Here is a 15,262-nt window from a genome sequence, read left to right on the forward strand (position 1 = left end):
CTGCCGGGCCCACCACGCTTCGCCCTTCGGGCTACGCGTGGCGCAGCCACGCGGGGCCGAAGGGTGAAGCGTGGTGTCCGGTGTAGCTTGAGCAAAGCGAAAGCGAAGACGGACTGGAGCGGCGAAGGGCGGACCGCGCTGCGCTCCCAACTAAAATATCGAAAACAACCCCATGCAAAGTAGCAGGTGGTCGCGGGCATGGATGCCTAGAGCGAATCCTGCGAAAGCATTTTGACACGTCGGGCAAATCAGCAGCATGATTGCATCGTCGCGCAATTCGTTAAAGTCCATGGCCCCACCCACAGCAGGCTCTTCGGCGCGATTGCAGGCAAAACCTGTCCAAACGTGCATGATCTCGATCAAGAACCGCTGATTTTGCCTGGTTTCCCGACAGAGCCCGCTGCCGGGCTTGATACATTGGTTGCGGGCAAGCTGTCACGTGCCTCTTGAGCGGCCTCTATCACCGTCTGGCGATCGGCGGCGCGCGACGAACAAGCGTCAGCCCACCGTGCCGCTGCCGGACCGTCTGCTGGTCCACATGCGGCGCTGGTACGACAAGAAGATCATCGCCAACCACTTCGTCGAGTGGCAGGGCGCTGGCGTCAAGTCGGTGAAGAACGGCTTCGCGCGGGCGGTGGAGGTGGCGAAGCTCGACCTCTCGGACGGAAACGTCACTCCCCACACGCTACGCCATACGGCAGCAACCTGGCTCATGCAGCTGGGCACTGACCCATGGGAAGCGGCTGGTTATCTCGGCATGTCGGTGAAGGTTCTAATCGACACCTAGGGTCATCACCATCCCGATTACATGAAGGAAGCGTCCGGGGCGATCACTCGCAAGAGGGAGACGACCAAGCGCGTGGTTGGCACCACCCAGACTACCAAGCCAGCTGTCCGCACTCGCAGCATTCGAGCAATCTAGGCCATGAAACTATAAATCTGCCGGGCGGACGGCTTGCCAAAGTCCGCTATGCCCGGATAGCGACCAAATTCCGCAGCGCAGCGAAATGACGCGATGTGCCAGGAGCGGAAATGGCGTCTTCATAGAGCCCCGCGAACGTTAATTGCATCAGTGCTTGGCCAGAAATGTGAGTACAGCCCGGTCATAAGCGTCAGGGCTTTCGGAGGGTACGGTATGTGAGCTTCCGGCAATGACGATCCTCTCGTGGGCTGTCAAGCACACTTCTAGCTGGTCTGTAATCCGGTGAAAGAACTTGGGACTTCGCTCGCCATTGGACAGAAGCGTAGGGGCGTTGATCGCCTTGGCCATTTTGCACGTGAAAATCGGCCTCGGGCGTTTTGTCGTGGCATCGGCTTGGTACGACGCCACGTTGTCCAAATTCATCATCTTGTCGGCATCGGAGCGGCGCTCATAAGCGCCCTGTCCACCGACGGCGTTTACGAATAGCGGTATGCCGGCTTTCGCGTCGCCAGCCTTGAGTGCCTGCCTTGCTGGCGCAAGACCATTGGCCCACGCTTTCAACATATCAGCGACGTCGGGAACGCCGACCAAAATGCCAGTGGCCGGCGGTTCATTGAGTGCTAGGCTGACGACCATCTCTGGATGCGAGGCAGCAAAAAACAGCGCGGCATGCGCGCCCGAGGAATGCGCAACAACCCGAACTTTCGATAAGCCTAGAGCCCGCACGAACGCAGCAAGGTCTTCACCGTGCGCATCAGCAGCCCCATCCGGCATACCGTCCGGACTTACATCGTTCGGATAATTGTTGCGGCGGCTGTATGCTATTGCGCGATAACGACCAGCGAACTTTGGCAGATGTCCGGCCCACATTCGGTAGTCTTGAAGGCCACCGTGAACAAATATTAGCGGCTCGCCTTGGCCGACTTCAACATAAGAAAACTCAGTGCCGTTGGCGGAAATGCGTCTGACTTCATCGGCCATAGCTATGACGGTCAAGGCTGCGCTAATGATTAAAGCTACTACCGTTGCCCGCGCAAAATCGCGACGCGTCATGCCGGACGTTCCGACATTTCGCGATTGCTTTGGGCCGCAAGGTCGAGACGCTTGAGAACGGGCGGTCCGCCAATGGCAAATCATTCGGGCTGAAGACCGATCCGGTTGATAACCTTGTGCCATCGCTCGGCTTCCTCCTCGACAAAGCTGCTCGCCTCGGCAGGCGCCGTTTCGACAAGCGTCAGTGAAAGAGCCTTCAGGCGGTCGGCGACCATGGGCGACTTCATGGCGGAGACAACATCGGCCGATATCTGTTCCACGATCGGGCGTGGCGTCGCACGCGGCGCTGCGATCGCGAACCAGGTCAGGGATGTGAAACCGGGTATCTGCCTGGAGATCGGCGATACATCGGTGAGACCCTTGATCGGGTTGGCATCCGCCACCGCGATCGCCTTAAGCTGACCGCTCTGAATCAGCTGCTTGGCATCAGATAGGTTGACGAACATGAGGTCGACCTGGCCCCCAACGAGATCGGTCAGCGCCTGAGGATAGCCCCTGGCATAGGGAACATGAACCAGATCGATCCCGGTTTCGAGTTTAAGCCATTCCATGGTCAGATGCGGCGTGCCGCCCCGGCCGGTTGATGCATAGTTGAGCTTACCCGGTGACGCCTTAGCGAGCGCAATCAATTCCGGCAGGTTCGAAGCCTTGAGCTTCGGATTGGCAACCAGCACATTGGGAGACCTGGCTAGAACGGTCGCAACGGCAAAGTCGGACGGCTTGAAAGTCAGCGACCTGAACAAGAACTGGTTGACCGCAAGCGGCGGCGGAGGACTTGCAAGCAGCGTATAGCCATCCGCCCTCGATTGTCCGACATAGGCCGCACCGACATTGCCGGAGGCGCCAACACGATTTTCTACGATAACGGCCTGCCGCCACTTCGCCTGCAACTGTTCGGCGATCAGGCGCGTAAGCGAATCCAGTACGCCGCCAGCAGCAAACGGAACGACGATGTAAACCGGTTGGGCCGGAAATGCCTGAGCCGACACAGCGCATGGGTTCGCGGAAAGCGCAACGGCGAGCAAGGAGAGCAGGACAAGAAAATATCGGTGTCTGCGCTGCAACATAGATCGACGGCCTCAAATTCAATTACATTGGCATAGTGCGCCGCTGTCCTATAAAAAAACCAATAGAAATAGCGGAACCTCCTATCAGAAAAAGGCATAGCGGTGGTCTCGGTCAATTTCATGAGCCGGCGCCTCAAACTGAGGGATTTGCACATGCTCGAGGCCGTATCGGCCGCTGGCAGCATGGCCCGCGCTGCGGAGCAGCTGGCAATCTCTCAACCAACCATTTCGAAGGCGATCGCGGATCTCGAGCGTGATCTCGGCGTGGCATTGTTCGACCGCAGTTCGCGCGGCGCCGAGCTGACGCCGAGCGGATATATTTTGCTGCGGCGCGGCCGCGCGATGCTCGATGAACTGCAACAGGGCTTGCAGGAGATCGAGAACCTTTCCGATCCGACCGTCGGCGAGGTCCGCGTCGGTGCTGTCGATGCTTGGTCGGCGTATATTTCTATAGTCGTGGAGCGAACATCACGCCGTTATCCGAAGATTATCTACAAAGTCGTGTTCGGCGACAGCGACACGCTTTTCACGGCGCTACGTAACCGGACAGTTGACGTGGTAATTTCGCGCGCCGTGCTTGCGCGATCCCAACCGGACCTCGACACGGAGGTCCTTTTCCACGATCGGGTCACAGTGGTAACCTCGGCTGCACACCCGCTGGCCCGCCGGCGAAACATAGCCCTTCGTGATTTGCTGGACGAACGCTGGGTGATCGGCCCCCCTGACTCATTCCTCTACCAACTGATGCTGGAGGCCTTTCAGGCCAAAGGGCTGCCGATGCCCAAAGCGATGGTAACTACTCTTTCGATCCAGTTGCGACTGGACCTGCTGCAGAGCGGGTATTTCGTGACCGTCGATACCAGCGCCATGATGGACCACCCCGGCCGGAAGGGTCGCATCAAGGCGTTGCCGGTCGACCTCGGGGATATCGCAGGACCAATGGCTGCGGTGACGCTGAAAGGCAGGCAGCCGTCCGGGGCCCTAAAACTGGTCCTGAATGAAGCAAGAGCAATCGGAAGATCGATTTCCGTAGGGAAATAAGCTACCCACAAAAAACACCGCAGTTCAGCCGACTGGCGTACTACCTCATCAAAAATCAATTGTGCTTCGTTCTTTTGGGGTCACAACTATGTCCATTAGTCGTCAGAATCCTGGACTCATCGATCGATCATGCAATATAGGCGACGACAACATAGGCCTCGCCGTCATGTGTGAATTCGGCAGCTTGCCGCATTCCAAGCTTTGCATGCGCCGAAAGCGACGCGGCATTGTCGCGTCGGACAAACGCGATGCCTTCTCGACCCCTCAATCGCTTCCGTAATGCCTGAAACATTGCAGAAATTAGTCTGCGGTTTCGTTCATCCTCGGCGATGCATACCGGACCATGATTGTAAGGATTGCTCGACCCCGGATAAGCTCGGAGCTTCGCCTGGATAATTGGCATGTTCGCTGCCGCTGACAATGGACTTGAGACGAGATACCCGACGATACGCCCTTCCCGCCGGGCGACGATGATTGGCATCTCGGAAAGCACGCGTTCGAACCAGTCGCTGGAAAATTCGATGGAAAGTGCCCCGCCATTGCTGCGCAGATTGAGGCTCTGAAGGGCTACGATTCCGGGAATATCATCAGTCGTGGCGAGGGCAATTTCGCAATCCGAAACAGTCATCATGGTGTCCTTCGGCGACTTACCGCCGACCGATATGCCGCAACAAGCGCCGTTGCGAACAAGCGCACTGATCAGTGAGCATATCAGCCCGCAAGTCCGCAGCCAGGGGGCAGTCCAGTTTAGGATAAAAATCGACTTTTCGGGGGTGTCGGCTTTGGGTCAATCGCGACCGGGTCGCGGCAATAGCAAGTCCAGCCATGTCCGCTATGCCGCCGAAGGCGGAAGTAGATTCAGAGCATTGGCGGTAACGCATAGGCATGGCGGGTTGATCTCATATGACGGAATCAGCTGTTCTCCTTTGTTCTTCGGGTCCTGTCGGGGTCCCGGTTGGGTCCCGCATGAACGTGAACGAACGCAGAAGATCGCAAATTGTCGACGTAAAAAACCCCGAGAAACCAAGGGCGTTCTGCTGATCCCGACCGCTCATAACGGTCTGGTTGCAGGTTCGAGTCCTGCCGGGCCCACCAGCCTTCGCTCGCGTATGCGGACACTTTGAAAACGACTCGATTTCCGCTTTAAGAACGACTCGATTTCGTTTTGAAAACGACTCGATCTCAGATCTCCCTGAAGCGCCTGTCAAATTTCTCCTCGATTTTTTCGCCGAATTTGCGACCCGAAAAAAGTGAGGGGGGTCTTTTCTCGTCGAGGGCTGTCCGCTGCATCTCCAAGGAAGATGGGTGCCGCCGATTGACCGGACGCCCCTTTTCTTCCCAACTGACAAGAGCGGGTGGGCGCGCGGGAATCATCGTGCGGACTGGTATCGCAACCGATAGTTCAACAAGCGTATTTTTCCGCGATCTTGTCGCCAATCGAAAGCTCTTCAGCCTCCATGATTTTCAATCCGGTGTCGGTTATTTTGGCAACATCGGTCACGCGCGATTCAAATTTTCTCTTTTGACCTTGGGGCAGGCAAATATCCGCCCACATGGTCGTTGCCACCGTGCGCGGCGATGAACATGGCGACGGCCGACCGGCAATAGGATTCGATTTCGTTGTCGTCCTCTGCTCTCGCCTGATCGAAGCGTGCGATAATCAGGAGATCGGATCCTTTGAAAAGCGCGGCAAACAAGCGGGCGGACCGGAGAGGATCGGGCACGTTCAGAAGCGCCTTCGCGTGCAACTGACGCAACAGGGCCTCGATTTGGGCGATGACATGGGCGGGGCCGGCTTCGTAATGGAGCTTGCTTAACGAGTTTTGATTCGTCTTGTCGGCCATTACCATGGCTTCGACACTGCGGACGTCTGATCTCAACAGCGTGCGAAGCAGTGATGATCCCACCGCCATGAGCTGATCTTCGACCGAACCGTCGACGCCTTCAAGAAGGGCCTGTGGTGCAAACAACTGATGGCAGCCGGCCGCGATGGCCGCGCTGAACAGCGCCTCCTTGTTCTCGAAGTGCCGATAGATGCTGAGCTTGGATATCTTCGCCCGCTGGGCGACTTTGTCCAATGTCGTCGCTTGAAAACCCAATTCCACAAAGAGTTCGCGCGCGGCGTCGACGATCGTTTGGCCAAGCGCCTCGTTGGCGGGCCGGCCGCGCCGACTCTGTCTGTTTTCGGTCACGAAAATTCCAGTACTTGACAGTATTCTAATTCTTGAATTACGATACCATGCAGTGTCTGAAATGTGCAAGCCAATGGGTAGGTTTCGACCTGTCCTCCAAACGGAGCCCATCATCATGGATGACGTCATCATCATCGGCGGCAGCTTTGCCGGTCTCGCCGGCGCCCTGCAGCTCGGCCGCGCGCGCCGCAAGGTCACCGTTCTCGATACCGGCCTGCCGCGCAATCGCTTCGCCGGTCACTCGCATGGTCTGCTCGGCCACGATCACAAGCCGCCGCTGGACATCCTGGCAGAGGCGCGCCAGCAGCTGGCGCGTTATCCCACGATCAGGCTGGTCAGTGCCCGGGCCGAAGGTGTCTCCGGCGCCATCGACGATTTCAACGTCCTCACTTCCGATGGCGATACCTTCAGGGCGCGTCGTGTGATCCTGAGCTATGGCGTCGCCGACCAGATGCCTGATGTTCCGGGCTTTGCCGAAAGCTGGGGCACGTCCATCGTGCCCTGCCCCTATTGCGACGGCTTTGAAGTCGCCGGCCGGCATTGGGGCCTCGTCTGGTCCGGCCCGCAGTCGCACAATCAGGTCAGACTGTTCCTCGATTGGACCGACAAGTTGACTGTCTTTGCCGATGGTCACGACATTCCGCCTGATATCAAGGCCGATCTGGCGCGTCGCAACATACCTGTCGTCGATGGCCGGATCGTCGAGATCGCCCATCACAAGGGCCGTATCGCCACCGTCAATCTCGATACTGGCCGCACTATCGCGGTCGACATCCTGTTCGCCCATCCGCGCACCAAGCCGTCCGCAAGCCTGCATGAATCACTCGGCCTCGCCACGGTGGATACGCCCCTCGGCATCGTTCTCAAGGTCGACGAGCGCCGCCAAACCAGCATGCCCGGCATCTACGCCGCCGGCGACCTCACCACGCCCCTCTTGCCCTCGGTCACCCAGGCATCATCGCAGGGCGCGATGGCGAGTATCTTCGCCCAGCAGTCGATGCTGGTTTGAGAGCACAGATTGGAGATGAGCATGGCCGTCGAACGGGACAGCGCGGGTGTGCGCTTCCCTCCGCCCTTCGTCTATCTGGGCGCGCTGCTGTTGGGTCTGGCGGCGGAGCGGTTCGTCACCCTGCGCTCTTTCGGCATCGACTGGCGGTTGCTGGTCGCGACGGGCGCGCTGCTGTTCGTTGCCGGCGCGGCGATGATGCTTGCGGCGGCGGGGCTGTTCCGCCGGCTGGGCACCAACGTTCCGCCGTCGCAGCCAACGACCCTCATCGCAACGACCGGTCCTTATCGGTGGACCCGCAATCCCATGTATCTCGGCATGGCGCTTATCTATGCCGGCCTTGCGATCGGCTTCGACGGGCCGATCGCCTTCGCCTTGCTCCCGTTGGTGCTGATCGCGATCCAGACGCAGGTGATCGCCCGCGAGGAGCGCTATCTCGAAACGAAGTTCGGCGACGACTACCGCCGCTACAAGGCCGAGGTTCGCCGCTGGCTCTGACTATTGCGCCGCTGCCGTCTGCGTGGCCGCGCCGTCAGCCACTTTCCCAACAGATCGCCGTCGTTACCCGGAGCAGCTTTCGGTATCTGGAAAGTATCCATCCGTCTTGCAGAGCCGTCGGCTATCCAACAACAGGGGGCATCAATGGTCTACAGTCTAATTGTCAAAAAAGAGATCCGCAGGAGCTTCGATCATGTCAACAACCAGCGTTGGGATGATGCTGCAAAGGGCCTAACACCAAACGCGTATCACTGGGTTGCCGGAGATCATGCGTTGGGGGGTGAGCGACATGGAAAGCAATCGGTGAAGCAGTGGTTCGAGCGCATGGGCCGTGTTTTCCCGAAGCTTCACATAGATATTGAGCAGGTCGAGGTGACGGGTTGGCCATGGAATACCACAGTGTTCGTCAAGTGGCGGGCCAACGCGAGGCTACTTGACGGCCAAAGCTCGTATGTGAACAGGGGCGTCCACGTCTTCAAGTTGCGATGGGGCAAGGTTTATTCGATTGAGGAATACTTCGACTCGCAGGCTGCAGAACGAAGCCTCGCTATCCAAGCTCGTGCCGGTTTGGATGAAGCTGCGGCTGGACCAATCGTGAGCTAACGCGGATCATTCGTGTGATGCCGCCATCAGCTTATCAGGTCGCCGACTGGAATGGCCAAAGCGGGGAGCGCTGGGTCGCCCACCAGGCCCGGCTCGATGCCAGGGTGGCGGTGTTCGGCCAGGCCGCGATCGAAGCCGCAGCACCCGCCACGGGCGAACGCGTGCTGGACATCGGCTGCGGCGCGGGCGCGTCGAGTCTGGCTCTGGCCGCCCGCGTCGGCGCGGGGGGCCATGTGCTGGGCGTGGACATATCCGAACCGCTGATCGGCCGAGCGCGCGCGCTTGCGCCACAGGATACGCCGGTCCAGTTCCGGGTGGCCGACGCCAGCAGCGCCGAGCTGCCCGAGGGCGCGTTCGACATCCTGTTCTCGCGCTTCGGAGTGATGTTCTTTGACGATCCTACGGCGGCGTTCGCTCATATGCGCCGTGCGCTCAAGCCGGGCGGGCGGGTCGCTTTCGTCTGCTGGCGCGGCGCGGCCGAGAACGATTGGGTGCGCCTGCCGATGGGCGCGATCAAAGGCATCGTCCCGCCGACGGCGCCGCCCGATCCCGAAGCGCCCGGTCCATTCTCGTTCGGCGATCGGGGGCGGGTGGGTCGGATCCTGACGGCGGCCGGCTTCACCGATATCGCTATCGCGCCCTTCGATGCTTCCGTCCCGTTCGGAGAGGGCGCGACGCGGGACGCGGCGATCGACGGCGCGACGTGGATCGTCATGGCGCGCAATCCGGCAAGCTGACAGGGATTAGCAGGGGAGACGCCCCGCCCGGTGGAGGGGGGCGTCTTTGGCCGGTCAGCGGGACCAGATGAGGGCGTATTCGCCGGCGGTCTTGGTCTCGGAGAGTAGAGAGTTAGTTAGTTGGCCAATCGGTCAGGGTACGCAGAAGAGATGGGTGCTGACATGAGTCACCGGCTTATCGATGCCGCTCCCTCGAATGCGTCCGAGCTCTCCGCTTATGTGGAGAGTCTCCGCGAGCACTTGCTGGCGCATCCGGAGGAATGGGAGCAGGTTACGCTGGACCAATATCTCGAAGCTTTCGCAGCTGTGCTGCGAGACCATCAAGGGCCGAGCCCCCTTGGCCAAAGCCGCCTCCTGGACGGGCATGAGCGGGAAAGCATGCCTTACGCCGTCCTTGCTCGACTGCTGCATGCGGCCAGCATCTACGAGTAGCCCTGACGCGCCTTCGGTTGACCCTGGCGAGCCGGAGCGAATTCGATCGAGCGATCGCCGGCAACATCGTGCGAATACGGCTTTCAACTTCGTCCTGAACCAGGACTATCAGCGACTGAGCCGAAGCTGCCGGACCGAGCGCCCGCCGACACAAAAAACGGGGCGAATTCCGCAGCGTCTCGAACGACTTGCAGGATCAAGTCGTTTTCAAAACGAAAGCACCGCTGATCGAGTCGTTCTTAAGGTCAAGATCGAGTCGTCTTTAAAATGCAGGAATCAGCAAACTCAAGCACTTAACCGAGTCGCTTTCAAAGTGTCCCCACATCGCGAAGCGAGTGAAGGCTGCCGCGCCGAAGCCTCCGGCGAAGGCGGGCTGTGCGGACCACGAGCTATGGTTCGGCAGGCCATCCTACGATCACCATCGGGAAACACCATCACCGGGAAAGACAGCCGCAAGACCGGCGCAGGTCCCGCTCCCAAGCAAAAATATCGAAAACAACCCATGCAAAGTAGCATGGCCGTCGCCGGCTGGCGCTTCGAGCCACGCCGACGGCATTTGAGATGTCAGGCAAATCGGCGGGGAGACTGCATCATCGGGCCGACGATTGAGCGTCGGATTGTCCTGCGATCACGCACTTCCTCCCCTCCATTTGACGGCCATGGCAGCGGCCCCGGCACCTTATCAAACAATGTGAAAGTCCGACTGAGGCAAGCTGGTTAGAGTCACATTCTGCAGAACCACACTTTTGTTGGCGTCGATCATCATTGGGATATTGCCATTGACTTTATAGACGACCGGTCGTATGTTAAATACGACCGGTCGTCTTGACAGGCGCGTTCCGAAATGCCCTTGTAAGGAGAGCTGTATGAAGCTGATTGGCACCTATCTGTCGCCCTATGCGAGGCGGGTCGCAGCGGCCCTGATCTCTCGCGGTATGCCTTTCGAGCATGAGGCCGTGAACGGCTACCGAGAGTTCGAGATCGCCAGCCGGTATAATCCCGTGGCGAAGGTACCTTCGCTCGTGCTCGACGATGGCGAGGTCCTGATCGACAGCACGGCCATCCTCGACTACCTCAATGAACTGACGCCTTCGACGCCGCTGATTCCAGCCGGGTCGAGAGCGCGCCGGACGACGCTCAAGCTCGCGGCCATTGGTTACGGCGTCTATGAACAGGCCGCCAGCCTCTCGTTCCGCGGACGCGAGGTACCTGAGACCGAGGCCAGGCGCTGGAAGGCGCAGATCCTCGGAGGCTTGCGCGCGCTCGACGAGGCCGCGCGCGACGGCGGACCGCTCAGGGCGACGCCAATGGACGCGGCAGCGATCACCGCCATCGTAGCGGTGGAATACCTCGCGCGGACGAATCCGGATTTGGACGCCCTTCCCGCAATCCCCGCCCTGGCCGCGCTTGCGGCCGAGTATCGCGACGCACCGCCCTTCGCGCTGACAAGGGCAACGGCTTGAGGCGCATGGAGGAAAGCATGACTGATCGGATTGCTCTTATCGCAGGTGTGGGCGGCGCCACCGGCGCCGCGCTCTCGCGGCGCTTCGCGCAGGGCGGGTATCGTGTGGCGATGATCGCCCGCAACGCCGAACGGCTCGCGGAGCTCGAGGCCCAGATACCTGGTGCGCACGGCTATCCTTGCGACGTAGCCAACCTTAACCTGCTCGGCGAAATTGTCGAGCAAGTGCGGACCGAGCTAGGGGCACCCCATGTGCTCATCCATAACGCCGTGGCGGCGACATTCGCCAAGATCCTCGATGCATCGGTCGAGGATCTCGAGCGAAATTTTCAGGTGAACACTACTTCCCTGTTCTTTCTGGTGCAGAAGCTCGCGCCGGCGATGATCGACCGCGGCGAGGGAGCCATCATGGTCACCGGAAACACGTCGTCGTTCCGGGGCATCCCGCTGCGCCCGGCCTTCGCGCCGACCAAGGCCGCCCAGCGCATCCTCGCCCAGTCCCTCGCAAAGGATTTGGGCCCGAAGCGCGTGCATGTTGGATACATCACCATCGATTCCGCGATCGACGCGCCGTGGAGGAGGAACACCTCGCCGCTCCCGGATTGGCAAGATAAGCCGGGCGACTATTTCGCGCATCCCGATGCGATTGCCGACGAGGTTTACCACATCGCGCATCAACACCCCTCAACCTGGTCGTTCGATCACATCATCCGGCCTTTCGCTGAGAACTGGACCCTGAACTGACCATGCCGAAACCTAATCATAAGGAAGCACTCCTCGACGCGGGCCTCGCGGCGTTTCATCGCCGCGGCTATCACGCGACCGGTGTTCAGGAGATCGTCTCGTCGGCTGGTGTGCCGAAGGGTTCCTTCTACAGCCATTTCGAAAGCAAGGACGCCCTCGGCCTGGCAGCGCTCGCGCGCTACTGGGAGGACCGCGCCAAGGCGCGTGCCATGCTGCGGGACGCGAGCCTTCCCGGGCTAGAACGGATTGACCGATACTTCGCGGCGCTCGGCTATAGCGAAGACGGCTGCCTGATCGGCAACTTCACGGCCGAACTCGCGCAACTCGACGCCTTCCGCCAAGATTTGTCGCGCCTGTGGCGTCAGTGGACGGATGCGCTCTCCGAGTGCCTGGCGGATGGGCAGCGCGACGGCAGCGTGCGAACCGACCTGCCTGTCACCGAGCTCGCGCGCACGGTTCTGGCACTTTGGGAAGGCGCTGTGCTTTCAGCAAAGGTCGAGCGCGGCCCCAAGCCGCTCAACACAGCGCGCCGCACGCTGCGGCGTTTGCTGGCACCGTGACGCACATAGCCGACACCCCGCACCAGTTTCGCACCAGAAACGACCTCGCCAAAATGCTGAGGGCAGCTGTTGCGGTGAGGCGAACGTCACACGTGAAGTCGAAATTGTCTCTACGCATCGAGCAGATAGCCGACTCCTTCGTAGCTCTCTGGCCAAACTCTATCTGACGCAGTCGTCCGGAGGTGTTTTCCCGGCAAAACGATCAGTCAGCCAGTTCACCGCCGCCATCGTGCTCGCTTGCGCGGCGCGTCCGTGGCCGATACCGGGCAGCATGACCATCCTGACCTTGCTGCCAGCCTTGCACAGCTTGTCCATGTAGGCCCGGGTAACCACGGGCTGGATGATCTGGTCGTTGGTTCCCTGCGCTAGAAAGATGGGGATCTCAGGGGAGAGCACGCCGGTGCTGTTCTGTTCGAGAAGCGAGCGCCAAGGTTCGGCCTTGGTCGGATCTTGCACCGTCAGGAAATATTGCTCGAGCGGCCGCCCTGTTCTCTGCCTGACGATCAAATCGAAAGGGCCTTCGATGCATTCTTGCGCGAGCCTGTCGATCGCCGCCATCGCGCGCGGATCGACCATGTTGTCGATGGCCGCTCCGTAGACCCGGTGCCACGACCATAAGGTCATCGCCGTGATGTTCTTGCCGCCGATCGAGTTGATATCGTCGCTCATCAGCTTCGCGAGGTCCGTTGCCGGCGCCGCCGCAGCGACGCCGAGAAGCCTCAGCTCAGGAGCGTACGCGCTTGCCAACATCCCGGCGAACAGCGCGGCTTGCCCGCCCTGCGAATGTCCCCACACCGTGAAGTCCTTTCCCTCGCCTGCGCGGAGAAGGGAGCGTGCCGCACGCACGATATCTAAGACGGCGCGACCTTCGCTCTCACCCACCAGATAAGGATGCGGGCCCGGCGTGCCGAGACCTGGATAATCGGTCGCCGCCACGACGAAGCCACGGGCGATCATCGAACGAAGGCCCTGGATCTGCTGAAACAGAAAAATGGCGAGCGACGGCGCGCAGCGCGGAACGATGCCCGAGGTAGGATGTGCCCAGGCAACGATCGGACGGCCGCCGGGCGGAGGCGCGCCTTGCGGAACAATGACGACGCCGGATACGAAGATGGGCCGGCCATTCAGCCCCGTCGAGCGATAGAGCACGCGATAGGTGGAGGCGCCGAGCGGCGCGCCGTCCATCGGCTCCTGCCGCACCAGGCTTCCCGGAGCACCGGCGAGCAATGATTCCGGCGCAGCATAAAATGCCGTCTGGGCCGGCGCTATTCGCGCCAAGCAAACGATAGCTGCGACCGCGACGAACGCCTTCGGCATCCATCTGCGCCGCCAGCGGCGAACGCGATTGGTGGTGAAGTATCGCATGGTCCAGCTCATGCGCTTACAGACCGTAAAGTATCTTCAGACCGCCGCTGGCACGAACGGCGATCGTGATGCCATCACCCAGCAACTGCAATTTTTCGAGGCTTGCCGAGTCGAGGCGGCCTTCCATGCGAAAGCCATCTTTCAGCGGACGCGTCAGGCGTTCGTTCGCCGCGTTGAGCAGGTTCTGGTAGGAGATGCCGTAGTCGAGATTCGCGACATTCTTCAATTGCGCCGCGAGGTGTTGCACGGCAGATCGAATTTGGTCGTCATCTGATGAAGTTGTCAGGCCGATTTCACCGAAGGTGAAGGTCTTTGCGTTGGTATCGACTTTTGGCGTGGCGGAGAGATAGGTCCATTGGCCTGCGCTGGAATCAGTGTCCGAGCTCTTTGCGAGGCGCAGGCCGATCACGAGTTTGCCCGAAGACGGATAAACCTGAATCTCGCGCACGGATATGTCCTGTGCCGGCGCGGCTGCGATCGCCTGGCCTATCTTGTCCTTAAGCGTCTCGTAGCTGATGCGGACGGGAAGAATGACATCAAAGGTACCCGGCTCGGCCACGGCGGTGCCGAGCGGCGGCAGGACTGTCACGGTGACAGCCGGCGGTTGCTGCCCGATCACGGTTTCGGCGGAGCCAGCAAGCTCAAGTGATCCCCACAATACCTTGGCATTGGCGTGGACTCCCGCGAAAGCCGCGCTCTGCGGCGTCAGCTGCAGCCAGACCGGCGGATTCTCCGCGAGTTTGATGGGTTCAAACGCGTGACGCCAGGCCGTCTCGGCCTTGCCGTGCAGGTCGAGTGCGCGCGCAGCCGCCAGCGCCCGCGACCGGATGCGGCCCAGCTGCGTCCGGATGTTGGGCTCGACATACGGCGCAAGGTCAAACTCGCGGCCGAGCACGTGAAGGTAGGGATGTTCGCTCCAGTGGAAGGAGTCGCTGATGTTCAGCTGGAGCGACCCGTCCCTGCGCAGCGCCGGGCGCGCTTCAACCTCGATCGTGGCGCGCGCCTCGGTCTCGCCGCGAATGCGCGCCGTGAAACGATTGGCTCCCTGGCCTTCGGCCGCGCCATAGATGGAGACGGCTCCGAAGACGCTGTCGCCCCGCCCATAGAGCGAGACGGGGCTGGTCCGGTCGACGTGACCCCAGACGTCGCAATTGGCGTTGACGCGGAAGATGAAAACACGACGATGAACGCAGTTGACGCGCTCGTCGATGGTGGCAAGCCGCTTTGGAATATCCCGCTCGATCGCCGCGGCCAGGGCCGGCAGCCCGAACTCGACCGTCGCAGAGATGCGCGAAGTCGTTACGAGCGGCGTTGCTGCATCCGGGCTCAACGCCGGCTTATCGGCGGCGAACGCGATCGACGGGAGCGTCCCAAGCGCGAGCGCGGCGAGGCGCGCTATGCCCATGCGTGATTTATTCGCGATCGAATCGTATTCCGGCTGATATGTGCGCAATGGATGGATCATTTTACTACTCCAACAAAGGCTCATCGCGGAGCTTCAGGAAGAGCAGAACCACAGTTGGTACTGAGTGCGCTCGCGAGCAACTCCGTTAGGGCTGCACAAGCTGCGGAGGCTGCTT

16 protein-coding genes and 1 pseudogene are annotated in these 15,262 nt (G+C 60.6%); 10 read left to right on the top strand and 7 right to left on the bottom strand.

All coding sequences use genetic code 11. The features are described 5' to 3' along the window. Window positions 1-150 precede the first annotated feature (150 nt). Window positions 151-363, bottom strand: a complete 213-nt coding sequence (locus V1286_RS27070; protein ID WP_334484774.1) for a hypothetical protein — start codon at window positions 361-363, stop codon at window positions 151-153. Between the two features lie 145 nt (window positions 364-508). Here V1286_RS27070 and V1286_RS27075 point away from each other — a divergent pair, with 145 nt between their 5' ends. Then, window positions 509-787 (top strand): tyrosine-type recombinase/integrase, encoded by a 279-nt coding sequence (locus V1286_RS27075; protein ID WP_334484776.1) that lies wholly within the window; start codon window positions 509-511, stop codon window positions 785-787. A gap of 282 nt (window positions 788-1,069) precedes the next feature. On the opposite strand, the gene V1286_RS27080 is transcribed toward V1286_RS27075, so the two are convergent. Together V1286_RS27080 and V1286_RS27085 are read right to left on the bottom strand one after the other, a co-directional pair. Continuing rightward, window positions 1,070-1,975: an alpha/beta fold hydrolase gene (locus tag V1286_RS27080; RefSeq protein WP_334484778.1), complete on the bottom strand. Its 906-nt coding sequence runs from the start codon at window positions 1,973-1,975 to the stop codon at window positions 1,070-1,072. An 80-nt stretch (window positions 1,976-2,055) separates the two neighbouring features. Further along, complete coding sequence (locus tag V1286_RS27085) at window positions 2,056-2,964, bottom strand: Bug family tripartite tricarboxylate transporter substrate binding protein (RefSeq protein WP_334484780.1); 909 nt, start codon at window positions 2,962-2,964, stop codon at window positions 2,056-2,058. 198 nt (window positions 2,965-3,162) lie between these two features. On the opposite strand from V1286_RS27085, the gene V1286_RS27090 reads away from it, so the two are divergent. Then, entirely contained in the window at window positions 3,163-4,083 is a 921-nt protein-coding gene (locus V1286_RS27090) for a LysR family transcriptional regulator (RefSeq protein WP_334489935.1), read from the top strand. Window positions 4,084-4,210: 127 nt separating this feature from the next. On the opposite strand, the gene V1286_RS27095 is transcribed toward V1286_RS27090, so the two are convergent. Both V1286_RS27095 and V1286_RS27100 read right to left on the bottom strand, forming a co-directional pair. Next, window positions 4,211-4,714, bottom strand: a complete 504-nt coding sequence (locus V1286_RS27095; protein ID WP_334484782.1) for a GNAT family N-acetyltransferase — start codon at window positions 4,712-4,714, stop codon at window positions 4,211-4,213. Between the two features lie 877 nt (window positions 4,715-5,591). Next, window positions 5,592-6,275: a TetR/AcrR family transcriptional regulator gene (locus tag V1286_RS27100; RefSeq protein WP_334484784.1), complete on the bottom strand. Its 684-nt coding sequence runs from the start codon at window positions 6,273-6,275 to the stop codon at window positions 5,592-5,594. A gap of 115 nt (window positions 6,276-6,390) precedes the next feature. Here V1286_RS27100 and V1286_RS27105 point away from each other — a divergent pair, with 115 nt between their 5' ends. From V1286_RS27105 to V1286_RS27140, 8 genes and pseudogenes are all read left to right on the top strand, one after another. Continuing rightward, the gene (locus V1286_RS27105; protein WP_334484786.1) at window positions 6,391-7,284 is read left to right on the top strand and encodes an NAD(P)/FAD-dependent oxidoreductase; all 894 of its coding nucleotides are present in this window, start codon (window positions 6,391-6,393) and stop codon (window positions 7,282-7,284) included. Between the two features lie 21 nt (window positions 7,285-7,305). Beyond that, on the top strand, window positions 7,306-7,779 hold the full coding sequence (locus V1286_RS27110; RefSeq protein ID WP_334484788.1) for a methyltransferase family protein: 474 nt from the start codon (window positions 7,306-7,308) through the stop codon (window positions 7,777-7,779). A 144-nt stretch (window positions 7,780-7,923) separates the two neighbouring features. Then, entirely contained in the window at window positions 7,924-8,382 is a 459-nt protein-coding gene (locus V1286_RS27115) for a nuclear transport factor 2 family protein (RefSeq protein ID WP_135170401.1), read from the top strand. A gap of 17 nt (window positions 8,383-8,399) precedes the next feature. Beyond that, a pseudogene (locus V1286_RS27120) lies at window positions 8,400-9,116 on the top strand (class I SAM-dependent methyltransferase); the annotation flags it as partial. 165 nt (window positions 9,117-9,281) lie between these two features. After that, a complete protein-coding gene (locus V1286_RS27125; protein WP_247383583.1) occupies window positions 9,282-9,551 on the top strand; it encodes a DUF7660 family protein in 270 nt (89 codons plus the stop codon). 866 nt (window positions 9,552-10,417) lie between these two features. Further along, the gene (locus V1286_RS27130) at window positions 10,418-11,014 is read left to right on the top strand and encodes a glutathione S-transferase N-terminal domain-containing protein (protein ID WP_334484795.1); all 597 of its coding nucleotides are present in this window, start codon (window positions 10,418-10,420) and stop codon (window positions 11,012-11,014) included. A 5-nt stretch (window positions 11,015-11,019) separates the two neighbouring features. Further along, a complete protein-coding gene (locus tag V1286_RS27135; protein ID WP_334484797.1) occupies window positions 11,020-11,757 on the top strand; it encodes an SDR family NAD(P)-dependent oxidoreductase in 738 nt (245 codons plus the stop codon). Between the two features lie 2 nt (window positions 11,758-11,759). After that, window positions 11,760-12,317 (top strand): TetR/AcrR family transcriptional regulator, encoded by a 558-nt coding sequence (locus tag V1286_RS27140; RefSeq protein ID WP_334484799.1) that lies wholly within the window; start codon window positions 11,760-11,762, stop codon window positions 12,315-12,317. Between the two features lie 159 nt (window positions 12,318-12,476). Here the strand turns inward: V1286_RS27140 and V1286_RS27145 are convergent, their stop codons facing one another. Together V1286_RS27145 and V1286_RS27150 are read right to left on the bottom strand one after the other, a co-directional pair. Continuing rightward, window positions 12,477-13,502 carry an alpha/beta fold hydrolase gene (locus V1286_RS27145; protein WP_334484801.1) on the bottom strand — a complete coding sequence of 342 codons (1,026 nt, stop codon included), beginning with the start codon at window positions 13,500-13,502 and terminating at the stop codon, window positions 12,477-12,479. A 196-nt stretch (window positions 13,503-13,698) separates the two neighbouring features. Further along, entirely contained in the window at window positions 13,699-15,147 is a 1,449-nt protein-coding gene (locus V1286_RS27150; RefSeq protein ID WP_334484803.1) for a DUF4403 family protein, read from the bottom strand. Window positions 15,148-15,262: the final 115 nt, after the last annotated feature.

The sequence above is a fragment of the Bradyrhizobium algeriense genome (genome assembly GCF_036924595.1).
GTDB classification, from domain to species: Bacteria; Pseudomonadota; Alphaproteobacteria; order Rhizobiales; family Xanthobacteraceae; genus Bradyrhizobium; species Bradyrhizobium algeriense.

Excerpts from the sequence above, each read along its gene's own strand:
- V1286_RS27130 (WP_334484795.1), top strand. The coding sequence starts at position 10,418 with ATGAAGCTGATTGGCACCTATCTGTCGCCCTATGCGAGGCGGGTCGCA.
- V1286_RS27140 (WP_334484799.1), top strand. The coding sequence starts at position 11,760 with ATGCCGAAACCTAATCATAAGGAAGCACTCCTCGACGCGGGCCTCGCG.
- V1286_RS27090 (WP_334489935.1), top strand. The coding sequence starts at position 3,163 with ATGAGCCGGCGCCTCAAACTGAGGGATTTGCACATGCTCGAGGCCGTA.
- V1286_RS27110 (WP_334484788.1), top strand. The coding sequence starts at position 7,306 with ATGGCCGTCGAACGGGACAGCGCGGGTGTGCGCTTCCCTCCGCCCTTC.
- V1286_RS27125 (WP_247383583.1), top strand. The coding sequence starts at position 9,282 with ATGAGTCACCGGCTTATCGATGCCGCTCCCTCGAATGCGTCCGAGCTC.
- V1286_RS27115 (WP_135170401.1), top strand. The coding sequence starts at position 7,924 with ATGGTCTACAGTCTAATTGTCAAAAAAGAGATCCGCAGGAGCTTCGAT.
- V1286_RS27135 (WP_334484797.1), top strand. The coding sequence starts at position 11,020 with ATGGAGGAAAGCATGACTGATCGGATTGCTCTTATCGCAGGTGTGGGC.
- V1286_RS27080 (WP_334484778.1), bottom strand. The coding sequence starts at position 1,975 with ATGACGCGTCGCGATTTTGCGCGGGCAACGGTAGTAGCTTTAATCATT.
- V1286_RS27145 (WP_334484801.1), bottom strand. The coding sequence starts at position 13,502 with ATGGACGGCGCGCCGCTCGGCGCCTCCACCTATCGCGTGCTCTATCGC.
- V1286_RS27150 (WP_334484803.1), bottom strand. The coding sequence starts at position 15,147 with ATGATCCATCCATTGCGCACATATCAGCCGGAATACGATTCGATCGCG.
- V1286_RS27095 (WP_334484782.1), bottom strand. The coding sequence starts at position 4,714 with ATGATGACTGTTTCGGATTGCGAAATTGCCCTCGCCACGACTGATGAT.
- V1286_RS27105 (WP_334484786.1), top strand. The coding sequence starts at position 6,391 with ATGGATGACGTCATCATCATCGGCGGCAGCTTTGCCGGTCTCGCCGGC.